Here is a 12,885-nt window from a genome sequence, read left to right as displayed (position 1 = left end):
TAATCTGACCCTGTCAAGAACATTGCGGGGCGACGTGAATCAGATGCAGGGCCAGCTCGTTTCGGGGCGCTATCGGCTCGCCGACTCGATCGGCAGCGGCGGTATGGGCCGTGTATGGCGTGCGCATGACGAGGTGCTCCACCGGGCGGTGGCGATCAAGGAGTTGACCGCCGCGCTCTACGTCTCCGAGAGCGACCGGGAGCGGCTGCTCGCGCGCACCCGTGCCGAGGCGCGCGCCGCCGCGCGCATCAACCACTCCGCCGTCGTCACCGTGCACGACGTGCTGGAGCACGACGGGCGGCCATGGATCGTGATGGAGCTGGTCGAGGGCTACTCGCTGGCCGACGCGGTCAAGGAGCGCGGACGCGTCGAACCGACCGAGGCCGCCCGGATCGGCCTGTGGGTGCTGCGGGCGCTGCGCGCCGCGCACTCCGCCGGTGTTCTGCACCGTGACGTCAAGCCCGGCAACGTGCTGGTCTCCGAGGACGACGGCCGTGTCCTGCTGACCGACTTCGGTATCGCCCAGATCGAGGGCGACACCACCATCACCCGGACGGGAGAGGTGGTCGGCTCGGTCGACTACCTCGCCCCCGAGCGCGTCCGAGGCCACGACCCGGGCCCCGCCTCCGACCTGTGGGCGCTCGGCGCGACCCTGTACACGGCCGTGGAGGGCCGCTCGCCCTTCCGCCGCACCACGCCGCTGACCACCATGCAGGCGGTCGTCGACGAGGAACCCGCCGAGCCGCTGAGCGCCGGCCCGCTCGCGCCCGTGATCACCGCCCTGCTGCGCAAGGATCCGGCCACCCGGCCGGGCGCGGCCGAGGCCGAGCAGATGCTGGCCGAGGCGGCGGAGGGACGGCGGCCGAGCGCGGCGCAGGCGTATGTGCCGACCCAGCTCACCCGGAACGATCCGGAGGCGCGCACGGGCCCCCTGGGCACCGGCACGGCCACGCGCACCCGGACGGCGGCGGCGACCGGCACGCCGTACCCCCCGATGACGGCTCCGACGACGATCGGCCCGCCGTACGACACCACCGGCACAGGCACAGGCACAGGCACCGGCACCGGTGCCACGCCCGCCCGGCCGCCCCGGCGCCGCCGGCTGCGCACGCTCGCCCTGGTCGTCGCGCTCGCGGCGGTCTTCGGCGGCGGAACCGCGGTGGTCCTGCAGAAGTGGGGGCCGAAGGGCAGCGGCACGTCCGCCTCGACCTCGCCGTCACCGACGCCCACGGCGACCGACACGGGCAGCACGGCGGGCGGCGTGCCGGCCTCCTGGGTCCGCGTCGACGACCCCCTCGGCTTCAGCCTCCTTCTGCCCAAGGGCTGGAAGCGTGAGGTGGTCGGCAAGGAGATCGACGGCCTTCAGCAGGTCGACTACACGCCCGACGGCGGCGAGCACTTCGTGCGCATCGCCGTCGACACCTCACCCGACTTCGCGAACGCCCACGACCATCAGCGCGACCTGGCGGAGCAGGTGGGGCAGCGCCTTGTCGGCTACCGGACGGTGTCCCTGAGGAAGAACCTCTACCGCGACCGCGAGGGCTCCCTGTGGGAGTACACGTGGACCGCGCAGGCCAAGGACGTGCCCTTCCCCGGGCCGCGCCGCGCCATCGACCAGGCGTACATCGACCGGGACGGCACGGAGTACGCGATCTACATGTCCTCGCCCGCGAGGGACTGGAAGACCACGCGCAAGCAGTTCACGGCGGTGCTGCAGGGCTGGCTGCCGAACGGCTCCTGAATTCTTTGCTGCTTTGCATAGTTGGCCGATCGACGCCCCGGAGTCGATCCGTCCGGTGCGGCATGATGGGGCGCATGGGGACCGAGGGGGAGAACTTCCGTGTGATCGCGGGGCGTTACCGTCTTGAGTCGAGGCTCGGTCGCGGCGGTATGGGCGTCGTATGGCAGGCGATCGACCAGTTGCTCGGGCGACGCGTGGCGGTGAAGGAGCTTCCCCTCGACGAGACGCTCTCCGCGTCCGAGGCCCGGCGGCAGCGCGAGCGCACGCTGCGTGAGGCCCAGGCGGTCGCGCAGCTCAGCCACCCGAACGTCCTCATCGTCCATGACGTCATCGAGGACGACGAACGCCCGTACATCGTCATGGAGTTGGTCGACGGCGACTCCCTCGCCGACCGGATCGCGACGCACGGGCCCGTGGACGCGCGGGAAGCCGCCCGGATCGGCGCCGATCTGCTGAGCGCGCTGCGCACGGCCCATGCGGCCGGAGTGCTGCACCGGGACATCAAACCGGCCAACGTGCTCATCGAGAACGGCACCCACCGCGTCGTCCTCACCGACTTCGGCATCGCCCAGGTGGCGGGTGCCAGCACGCTCACCGAGTCCGGGTCCTTCGTCGGCTCGCCCGAGTACACCGCGCCCGAGCGGATGTTCGGGTCCAGGACCGGGCCCGCCTCCGACCTGTGGTCGGTGGGCGCGCTGCTGTGCGCGGCTCTGAGCGGCGAGTCGCCGTTCCGGCGCGACTCGTTGAGCGGCATCGTGCTCGCCGTGGTGTCCGACGAGATACGTCCGCCCGCGCAGGCGGCGCCGATCCTGCCCGTCGTCCAGGGGCTGCTGGAGCGGGACCCGGGGCGGCGGCTGGACGCGGCCGGGGCGGAGTGGATGCTGCGGGAGTTCGTACAGACGGGGCTCATGCCCGTGCAGTCGGGGCTCGGGCCCGTGCCGAAACGGTTCGGCAGCGCGGAGCGCCGGTACTCCCCGCGCAGTGTGCTGGCCGCCGCTCTGCTGGTCGCCGCGATGGCGGTGGCGGGGGTGTCGGCGGCGGCCCTGCTGGTGAAAGGGGGCGGGGACGGGGGTGTGGTGCCGACCAGTTCGGCGCCGGGGACCTCGGCCGAGCCGACCGGTACGGCGAGCCCCTCCCGGACGCCCAGTGGGTCGCCCTCGCGCAGCTCATCCCCTTTACCGAGCGCATCCTCATCGCTCAGCGCATCCTCATCGCTCAGCGCGTCACCCTCGCTCAGCGCGTCACCCTCGCTCGGCACCTCCTCCTCGCTCAGCGACGCTTCCGCCTCGCCCTGAAAGGGGACATAAGCGGCGACCGGGGTCACGGGTCTGTGACCGGAAAGCGTTCCAGGTGGATCCTGGAGCGCTTGCCGCGATATGGATGAACCCATGAGCAGCAACGGGGGAGCCCCTCAAGGATCCGACGAGCCAACGAGTTTCGTTCTGCAACCGCCGAGTCCACCGGTGGCCGTACCGCATCCCGACAACCCGTACGCCGCGTCCGCCCCGCAGGTGCCGCATCAGCCCGCACCCGCGCCGGACCCTGGTGCCGGGCGGCTGATCGCGGGCCGGTACCGGCTGCTCGCCAAGCTCGGGCACGGCGGCATGGGCACGGTCTGGCGGGCGAAGGACGAGACGGTGGACCGCGAGGTCGCCGTCAAGGAGCCCCGCGTACCGGATCACCTTCCCGAACGCGAACGCGCCAACGCCTTCGAGCGGATGCGTCGCGAGGCACGCGCCGCGGCCCGGCTCGACCATCCGGCGGTCGTGAACGTGCATGACGTCGCGGTCGTGGACGGCCGGCCGTGGATCGTGATGGAGCTGGTGCAGGGCCGTTCGCTGGGCGACGCGTTGCAGGAGGGCACGCTCGGGGCCCGGGAAGCGGCGCGAATCGGCCTCGAAGTGCTCGGCGCGCTGGAGGCCGCGCACGCGGCGGGCATCCTGCACCGGGACGTGAAGCCGGACAACGTCCTCCTCGGCCGCCACGACCGTGTCGTCCTGACCGACTTCGGCATAGCCCAGATCGAGGGCGAGACCAATCTGACCGACACCGGCGGCTTCGTCGGCTCGCCCGAGTACATCGCGCCCGAGCGGGTGCTGGGCCAGCGGCCCGGACCGGCCAGCGACCTGTGGTCCCTGGGCGTCGTCCTGTACGCGGCGACGGAGGGTGTCTCGCCGTTCCGCCGCAGCAACACCCCGGCCACCCTCCAGTCCGTCCTCAACGCCGCGCCCGCGCCGCCCGCCTCCGCGCAGGGCCCGCTCGCCGAAGCCATCAACGGCCTGCTCCAGAAGGACCCGGCGCGCCGCCCGAACGCCGCGCAGACCCGTGCGCTGCTGGAACAGGCGGCCAACCCGCCGGCGCCGGCCGCCGCCACGCAGGTCGTGCGGGTCGCCGCCGACGCCAAGGGCGGTGTCCGGCTGGGGCGCAAGGCGCTGCTCGGGCTCGGTGCGGCGGTCGTCGCGGCGGCGGTGACGGCGTATCTGGTGATCGCCGAGCCGTTCGCGGGACCGCTGCCGGACGGTTGGACTCAGCGGGCGCAGCCGAAGCTGGGCGCCACGCTGACCGTGCCCGAGGCCTACCAGGCGGACAGGCCGGACGCCGACGACACGGACAAGAACTGGGTCACGTACTCGGACTGGAGCGGCAGCATCTGGATCGGGCTGAACGTCGCCAGGAAGTCCGAGGACACCTCGAACGAGATCAAGAACTCCGCCGCGGCCGAGATGTACGCCGACAACGAGGAGTTCAAGGGCCAGGGCAACTACGACCTGTCCATGCCCGAGAACCCCGGGACGGCTCCGAAGGACACCGAGTACCAGGGCAAGCCGTCGGCCGAGAACACCATCGTCTACACCACCACCGACAGCCAGAACCCGCGCCCCCGCGAGCTGAAGATCTTCTACTACAAGACGTCGGCGGGCGACATGTACAAGCTGACGATCAGCTACCCGGGCAAGGGCGACTTCACGGACCGCGGACGTGAGGTGGCGAGGACGGCCATCGCGAACCTGGACATCGACAAGCTCTGAACTGGCCAAGGCCCCGCCCCGCAGGGTAGTCATGGGGCATGAGCAACCACGGTGGCGGCACCGGCCCCAACGGGCGGGTGATCGGCGGGCGTTACCGGCTGGTCGAGCGCATCGGCTCCGGCGGGATGGGTACCGTCTGGCGGGCGTTCGACGAACTGGTGGAACGTGACGTGGCCGTCAAGCAGCCGAGGTTGCCCGGCGACCCGGAGGACGCGGCCCATCAGCGGGCCGCGCACCGGCTCTACCGTGAGGCACGCGCCGCCGCCCGCGTCGACCACCCCGCCGCCGTCTCCATCCACGACGTCGTCGTCGAGGACGGGCTTCCCTGGATCGTCATGGAGCTGGTCCGCGGCGAGTCCCTGCACGAGGTCCTCCAGCGCGGGCCGGTGGAGGCGACCGAGGCCGCCCGCATCGGCGCCGCCGTCCTCGGCGCCCTGCGCGCCGCCCACGCCGTCGGCATCGTCCACCGGGACGTCAAACCCGCCAACGTCCTGCTCGGCCCACCCCCACTTTCGAATGCGCTCAAGCGGGGGCACCCCCATCGCCGCGTCGTCCTCACTGACTTCGGCATCGCCCATGTCCAGGGCGAGGAATCCCTCACCGCCAGCGGCGAGTTCGTCGGCTCCCTGGAGTTCATCGCCCCCGAGCGGATGTCCGGCCGCAGCGCCGGTCCCGCCTCCGACCTGTGGTCGCTGGGCGTGCTCCTGTACGCCGCCGTGGAGGGCTGGTCGCCCTTTCGCCGTACGACCCTGGAGTCCACGCTCGCCGCGATCCTCGCCGCCGATCCGCCCGAGCCGAAGCAGGCGGGGCCGCTGGGGTCGTTGATCGTACGGCTGCTGGTGAAGGATCCCGAGCGGCGGCCCGGCGCGGAGGAGGTCGAGGCCGTTCTGGAGGCGGTGATGGAGGGGTGGCCGGTGCCGGATCCCTCCGGGGATGAGGCCGTCACCGCGCCGCAGAACGCCTCCGGGCTGCGGGAGTTCGCGGAGGACGCGGGGACGGTACGGCTTTCCGCGGCGGCCTCCGAGCCGGTGTCCGCGGCGGCCTCCGAGCCGGTGTCCGAACCGGTGTCCGAACCGGCGGGCACGTCGGAGCCCGAGCCGACGTCCGAGCCAGAGCCAGAGCCAGAGCCAGAGCCAGAGCCGGAGCCCGAACCCGAGCCCGACTCCGAGCCCGGCAAGACAGCCGAACCGCCCCCCGAACCGGCGACCGCCTCCACGGCATCCCCGAAGCCCAGGCGCCGCTCCTGGCTGCGCCCCGTTCCTCTGGCCGCCCTCGGTGTCCTCCTCGTGGCCGGTGCCGGGTTCACCACCTCCTCCTTCCTCGTCGACCAGGGCGACGACACCAAGGAGACGAGTCCCACCCACAGCTCGGTCGGCCCGACCTCGAAGACACCCCCCACCCCCACCCCCACCGCCGACGCCTGGGTCGCTCACCCGGAGAAGGACATGGACGCCGTCCTCTCCCTCCCCGCCGAGTACAAGGAGGCCGCGCGGGAAGGCAGCGCCACGGACCAGCCCCGGCTCGTCGTCTACGACATCGGCCTCGTCCAGGTCCGCCTCACCCAGTGGGACAAGGCCCCCCGCCCGCTGCTGGACCAGGCGCAGTACGCGCACGACACCTGGGACAGCTACAACCACGACGCCAGCACCCAGTCCACCCGCACCACCTTCAAGGGCCACGACGCCGTCCTCTCCGACACCACCTACGACATGGAGGAGTCCCCGTCCCGCGTCATGCAGCTGATCGTGGTCACCGGTGACGACCGCATGTACGAACTGCGCGTCGACATGCCCAAGGGCACACCCACGGAGAAGAAGGGCACCGCGGTCTTCAAGGGCGCCCGTGACCGACTTGAGATTGGGTGAGTCGGCAACGCCCTGATCAGCGCGTTTGTTGCCAGTGGACACTGGCGTCGTGTGAGCACTCGGTGAATCCGCGTTACCGACGGGTACACAAAGCCTCCGCTGCCGCATACCCTGCGCGTCATGACGGAAGCGCAGGCCCCGGCCAAGACCGGCACCAACCCCCTCGCCCCCGCCCCGGAGGGCGCCCGTACCGCAGCCGACGTGGTCACCCCCGAGCTGGTGGCCCAGCTGACCAAGGGCGTGGTCGGCTCCGGACGCACCGCCAACCACACGCCGTTCACCGGCGAGAAGCTGGCCGACCTGCCCGAGTCCACGCCCGAGGACGTCCAGAAGGCCTTCGAGGCGGCCCGCCGGGCGCAGGCCGTCTGGGCGCAGGTCCCCGTGCGGCAGCGTGCTTCCGTCCTGCTCCGCTTTCACGACCTGATGCTCGAACGCCAGGCCGAGGTCCTCGACCTCATCCAGCTGGAGACCGGCAAGGCCCGCCTCCACGCCCACGAGGAGGTGCAGGCCGTAGCCGTCGCGGCCCGCCATTACGGCCGTAAGGCACCCGCCTATCTGAAGCCGAAGCGGCACGCGGGTGCCATGCCCACGCTCACGCGCGTCACCGAGCTGCGCCACCCACGGGGAGTCGTCGGCCAGATCGCCCCCTGGAACTACCCCCTGGAGCTGTCCGTCGGCGACGCGCTGCCGGCGTTCGTCGCGGGCAACGCGGTCGTGATGAAGCCGGACACGGAGACCTGCCTCACCGCCCTGTGGGCCCGTGACCTGCTGATCGAGGCCGGCCTGCCCGCCGACGTCTTCCAGGTCGTCCTCGGTGACGGCCCGGTCGTCGGCCCCGAGGTCGTCAGGCACGCCGACTACGTCTCCTTCACCGGCTCCACCCGCACCGGCCGCGAGGTCGCCCAGGGCGCCGCCGCCCGGCTGGTCGGCGTCTCTCTCGAACTCGGCGGCAAGAACGCGATGCTGGTCCTGGCGGACGCCGACATCGAGAAGGCCGCCGCGGGCGCCGTGCGGGCCTGCTTCTCCTCCGCCGGCCAGCTGTGCATCTCCATCGAGCGCCTCTACGTCCACGAGTCCGTCGCGGACGCCTTCGTCGAGCGCTTCGCCGCCCGCACCAAGGCGATGCGCCTGGGCAGGTCCCTCGCCTACGGCGCCGACATGGGCTCCCTGGTCGGCGAGCGGCAGCTGGAGACGGTCACCCGGCATGTGGAAGAGGCCGTCGCGAAGGGCGCGAAGCTCGTCGCGGGCGGTGTGGCGCGGCCCGACATCGGCCCGTACTTCTTCGAGCCGACCATCCTCGACGGTGTCGAGCCGGAGATGACCGTCTGCACCGAGGAGACCTTCGGCCCGGTCGTCTCGATCTACCGTTTCAAGACCGAGGACGAGGCGATCGAGCTTGCCAACTCCACGCCGTACGGCCTGAACTCCTCGGTCTGGACGAAGGACGGCCGCCGTGGCCGCGAGGTCGCCGCCCGCCTGCGCACCGGCACGGTCAACGTCAACGAGGGCTACGCCCCCGCCTACGGCAGCGTCCAGTCGCCCATGGGCGGCATGAAGGACTCCGGCCTCGGCCGCCGCCACGGCTCCGAGGGCATCCTCAAGTACACGGAGGCCCAGACGGTCGCCCAGCAGCGCCTGCTGCCGATGGCCCCCTCACTGGGGATGGACGACGAGAAGTACGCGCAGTTCATGAGCAGGAGCCTGCGGCTGATGAAGGCGTTCCGCTTCCGCTAGACAACCCGCAAGCCAGCACCCGTTCTCAACGAGGAGAGCACGTGTCACAGGAGAAGTCTGTCCGGACCCGGGACGAGGACGGGTACGACTACGACGTCATCGTCGTCGGATCGGGGTTCGGCGGCTCCGTCACCGCGCTCCGGCTGACCGAGAAGGGCTACCGCGTCGGCGTCCTGGAAGCCGGCCGCCGCTTCACCCGCGAAACCCTCCCGAGGAACTCCTGGGACCTGAAGAACTACCTCTGGGCCCCCAGGCTCGGCATGTACGGCATCCAGCGCATCCACCTGCTGGGCAACGTCATGGTGCTGGCGGGAGCGGGCGTCGGCGGCGGCTCCCTCAACTACGCCAACACCCTCTACGTACCGCCGAAGGCCTTCTTCGACGACCCCCAGTGGCGGGACATCACCGACTGGCAGGAGGAGCTGAAGCCGTACTACGACCAGGCCCAGCGCATGCTCGGCGTACGGCTCAACCCGACGATGACCCCGTCCGACATCCACCTGAAGGCCGCCGCCGAGCGGATGGGCGTCGGCGACACCTTCCACATGGCGCCGGTCGGTGTGTTCTTCGGGGACGGCAAGGACGCGGAGGGGGCGGCGCGGGTCAGGCCGGGCCAGGAGGTGTCCGACCCGTACTTCGGCGGGGCGGGCCCGTCCCGCAAGGCGTGCACCGAGTGCGGCGAGTGCATGACCGGATGCCGCCACGGCGCGAAGAACACCCTCAACGAGAACTACCTCTACCTCGCCGAGAAGGCGGGCGCGGTCGTCCACCCCTTGACGACGGTCGTCTCGATCACGGACGACTCGCAGGGCGGGTACGCGGTGGCGACCCTGCCGACCGACCGGAAGAAGAAGGGCGCGGGCAGGCTGTTCAAGGCCCGCCGGGTGGTGCTGGCGGCCGGTACCTACGGCACCCAGACCCTCCTGCACCGCATGAAGGCGGGCGGCCAACTGCCCTACCTCTCCCCGAAGCTGGGCGAACTCACCCGCACGAACTCGGAGGCCCTCGTCGGCGCGCAGACCGACAACCGGCGCTACCGCAAGGCGACGGGCGAGCCGAAGGTCGACTTCACCCGCGGAGTCGCCATCACCTCCTCGATCCACCCGGACGAGAACACCCACATCGAGCCGGTCCGCTACGGCAAGGGCTCCAACTCGATGGGCGGGTTGTCGATCCTGCAGGTGCCGTACGCGGAGGGGCGGTCGCGGGTCGGGGCCTGGCTGGCGAACGCGGCCCGCCACCCCTTGCTGGTCCTGCGCTCCCTCTCCAACCGCCGCTGGTCGGAGCGGACGATCATCGGCCTGGTGATGCAGTCGCTGGACAACTCGTTGACGACGTACCTGAAACCGGACGGCGTGGGCAAGGGCCTGCTGACCGCCCGCCAGGGCCACGGTTCCCCCAACCCCAAGCAGATCAGAGCGGCGTCGGAGGCCGCGTCGGTGATCGCGGCGGACATCAACGGCTTCGCCGGCTCCAACGTCGGCGAACTCATGGGCACCCCGCTCACCGCCCACTTCCTCGGCGGCTGCCCGATCGGTTCCTCGCCCGAGACCGGCGTCATAGACCCGTACCACCGCCTGTACGGCCACCCCGGCATCTCGGTCGTCGACGGGGCGGCGGTGTCGGCCAACCTGGGCGTCAATCCCTCACTGACGATCACGGCGCAGGCCGAGCGGGCGATGTCGTACTGGCCGAACAAGGGCGAGGCCGACCCGCGCCCGCCGCAGGGAGCGGCGTACGAACGCCTGAAGCCGGTCGAGCCGATGTCACCGGCGGTGCCGGCGGAGGCGTTCGGGGCGCTGCGGCTGCCGTTCCTGGGGATACCGGCGGTGCCGCCGAAGAAGTGAGCGGCCGGTAAGCAAGCCTTCCAGCGCTCCACCGCTCCAGCACGGAGAAGGACCCGCACCCCCCTCCGAGTGCGGGTCCTTCTCCGTCTTGCGGTGAGCCTCGCTACTGCTCACTGCTGGTTCTTACCGGGGCGCTCACGCCTCGGCGCCGGCCTTACGACGACGCACGGCGAACACCGCGCCGACGCCGGCGACGACGGCGGCACCACCGACGAGACCGATGGTCGGCAGCACGGAGCTGGAACCGGTCTGCGCGAGGCTGCCGGTCACGGGCTGCTCGCTGACGCCGCCCTGCGGCTTCTCCGGGGAACCGGACGAGGGCTTCTCCGCGCCCGGCTTGGCCTGGCCCGGGTTCTCGTTCGACGAGCCGGCGGGCAGGACGTCGAAGAACCAGCCGTCGCCGAAGCCCTCGGCGATGCAGTCCTCGCCGTTGATGTTGTCGATGTACGCACCGGTGCCGAAGTGGTAGGCCTCGCCGGCCGGGGCGTTCTTGTGGATGTTCACCCGCAGGTCGATCTTGTTGAAGTCGTTGGGCTTCATCATGTCGGTGCCCCAGAAGTAGCCACCGGCCAGACCGTCCTCGTCCTCGATGCCCTCCCAGGCGTTCGTGGTCGGGTTGCGGAACTGGAGGTCCACGTACGGGCTGAGAGTCGGCTTCCAGGTCTCCCAGTACTTGGTGCTCTCCACCTCCGCGTAGAAGGCGACGTCCTTGAGCGTGACGTCGGAGGTGTTGGTGACCTTCAGGGAGAAGGAGTGCCAGCCGCTGCCCGCCACGATCTTGCCGGGCAGGGCGCTGACCTGCACGTCCAGTGCTTCTTCGGCGAAGTCTTCGTCGACTTCCTCACAGTACGGAAGCGGCTCCTCCTCCTCGGGGGTGCTCTCCTCCGGGGCGGGCGTGCTCTCTTCGGCGGCCGGGGTCGACTCCTCGGCGGCGGGCGTGCTCTCCTCGGCCGCGGGAGTGCTCTCCTCCGCCGCCGGCGTGCTCTCTTCGGCGGCCGGGGTCGACTCCTCGGCCGCGGGTGTGGTCTCCTCGGCCGCGGGAGTGCTCTCCTCCGCCGCCGGCGTGCTCTCCGACGCTGTCGGCGTCGACGTCTCGTCCGTGGCGAACGCGGCCGGCGCGGACAGCAGCGCGATCGGTGCTATGACAGCCGTCGTGGCTGCGGCGGCCAGGGCACGGCGAAGCTTCATGAAGACCTCAGAAAGTCCGGAGTGCTGCGACGACGCAACACGCGTATAGAGGGAGGCCTCCGCGTGTGGGGCGCGGGTGTGGCCCTTGGTTCGCACGGTTTGATCGGTGACCGCTGTGAATGGTTGTGCCGTCACTAACAGGTTTCTTATGTGGCCTACATCACATCGCATGAACTTCCGCTCCGCGCCTCCCAACTGACGTACGCTCAGCCGGCCCACAGCCCCTGGAGAGGAAGCGCGCAGCACCGTGGCCGACAAGCCGTCCGAAGAGCCCAGACCGGAAGCCGAGCTCAAGGGCCCACTGCCCGAGAGTTCACCCATTCCGGACGACGCTTGGGAGAAGTTCGTCCAGGATGCCGAGCGCGACGCCGCCTCGGCCCCGAAGGAGCCGTCCGCACGGGCCCGGATGGTGGCGGAACGGCTGCGCGCGCTGGACGAGGCGGAGGCCCGGAAGTCGCGCGCCGAACGCCGTTGGGGGAGGAAGAAGGCGCCCGCCGGGCAGTGGCAGCCGCAAGGGTGGCGTACCGGCCCCGCCTGGCAGGAGATGAACGGCCGGGGCTCGCGGCGACGGACCGTGTGGAGCGCGCTCGGCGTGCTGCTGGCCGTCGCGGTGGCCGTGATCGCCCTCAATCCCTCCGCCGCGCTGTCCTGGCTGCCCGGAGGTGCGGCGCCCGAGGCGGCCGCGGCGTCGGCGTCGCCGCTGGCTCCGGAGACGGGCCGGCCCAGCGGCGCGCCCGCCGGCACCACCGGTCTGCCCACGCGCAAGCGGCCGTTCACCGGCTCCCCGGCCCAGCGCTGGGCCGCCGGCGCCGACGCCATCGAGGTGCCGAAGGCCAAGGCCGTCGCCGGTGTCTCGGCCGCGCGGATCGAGACGGCCCTGCGGCTGACCAAGGACTTCCTGGTCGCCTCGAACCTCGACCGCGAGGTGTTGAACGGCGCCCAACCGAAGAAGGCGCTGGCACTCATCGACCCGCTGCAGAAGGACTACCTGTCCGAGCTGCGCGCCGGGCTTCGTCGCCCCACGGTGGAAAACGACCCCACGTGGACCTTCACCCGCTTCGACCCCGACCGGGTCGAGCTCGTCGGCCCTGACGTGAGGGTCCGCGGCCGTATGACCGTCGAACCCGGTGGCACCGCCGGACAGGCGCTGATCCGGGCTGATTACACCTTCGTGTATCCGCTGGCCAGGGCCGGAGGCGGCAAGGAGGTGGTCCGTACGATCGTCCGCCGGATCGTCGAGGTGAATGTCCCGGATCCCGTCAAGTTCCAGGCAACCGAGGGGCACATCTGGGTTCATGACCTCAACGCCGAGATCTCCAACGACAACTGCCGGGACGGCGACGGGCGCATCCAGCCGATGTTCCGGGCCGATCTGTACGCCGACCGCCGGCCCTCCGGCGAGGCGGTCGATCCGTACGACCGCAGCAGGGGGCTGGACGGGGCCGGCGAGGAGTGCGGCACCGTCTCGCGGACCTGAGCGG

8 protein-coding genes are annotated in these 12,885 nt (G+C 71.2%); 7 read left to right on the top strand and 1 reads right to left on the bottom strand.

The genetic code is table 11. From position 1 onward, the window contains the following. Positions 1 to 43: 43 nt before the first annotated feature. The 6 genes from AQI70_RS18675 (at position 44) to AQI70_RS18650 (ending at position 10,216) form a co-directional block, all read left to right on the top strand. The gene (locus AQI70_RS18675) at positions 44 to 1,741 is read left to right on the top strand and encodes a serine/threonine-protein kinase (RefSeq protein WP_062151154.1); all 1,698 of its coding nucleotides are present in this window, start codon (positions 44 to 46) and stop codon (positions 1,739 to 1,741) included. A gap of 74 nt (positions 1,742 to 1,815) precedes the next feature. Then, complete coding sequence (locus AQI70_RS18670) at positions 1,816 to 3,036, top strand: serine/threonine-protein kinase (protein ID WP_079051359.1); 1,221 nt, start codon at positions 1,816 to 1,818, stop codon at positions 3,034 to 3,036. A gap of 93 nt (positions 3,037 to 3,129) precedes the next feature. Beyond that, positions 3,130 to 4,770, top strand: a complete 1,641-nt coding sequence (locus AQI70_RS18665) for a serine/threonine-protein kinase (RefSeq protein ID WP_079051358.1) — start codon at positions 3,130 to 3,132, stop codon at positions 4,768 to 4,770. A gap of 38 nt (positions 4,771 to 4,808) precedes the next feature. Continuing rightward, a complete protein-coding gene (locus AQI70_RS18660) occupies positions 4,809 to 6,635 on the top strand; it encodes a serine/threonine-protein kinase (protein WP_062151149.1) in 1,827 nt (608 codons plus the stop codon). A 120-nt stretch (positions 6,636 to 6,755) separates the two neighbouring features. Next, the gene (locus tag AQI70_RS18655) at positions 6,756 to 8,369 is read left to right on the top strand and encodes a succinic semialdehyde dehydrogenase (RefSeq protein ID WP_062151146.1); all 1,614 of its coding nucleotides are present in this window, start codon (positions 6,756 to 6,758) and stop codon (positions 8,367 to 8,369) included. 41 nt (positions 8,370 to 8,410) lie between these two features. Next, a complete protein-coding gene (locus AQI70_RS18650; RefSeq protein ID WP_062151143.1) occupies positions 8,411 to 10,216 on the top strand; it encodes a GMC family oxidoreductase N-terminal domain-containing protein in 1,806 nt (601 codons plus the stop codon). Positions 10,217 to 10,351: 135 nt separating this feature from the next. On the opposite strand, the gene AQI70_RS38600 is transcribed toward AQI70_RS18650, so the two are convergent. After that, on the bottom strand, positions 10,352 to 11,404 hold the full coding sequence (locus AQI70_RS38600; protein WP_062151140.1) for an LPXTG cell wall anchor domain-containing protein: 1,053 nt from the start codon (positions 11,402 to 11,404) through the stop codon (positions 10,352 to 10,354). 247 nt (positions 11,405 to 11,651) lie between these two features. On the opposite strand from AQI70_RS38600, the gene AQI70_RS18640 reads away from it, so the two are divergent. Beyond that, the gene (locus AQI70_RS18640) at positions 11,652 to 12,881 is read left to right on the top strand and encodes a hypothetical protein (protein ID WP_063801603.1); all 1,230 of its coding nucleotides are present in this window, start codon (positions 11,652 to 11,654) and stop codon (positions 12,879 to 12,881) included. Positions 12,882 to 12,885: the final 4 nt, after the last annotated feature.

The organism is Streptomyces curacoi (genome assembly GCF_001513975.1).
Classification (GTDB): Bacteria; Actinomycetota; Actinomycetes; order Streptomycetales; family Streptomycetaceae; genus Streptomyces; species Streptomyces curacoi.
Note: the sequence above shows the minus strand (reverse complement) of the source record. Positions and strands in the feature narration are given on the sequence as shown.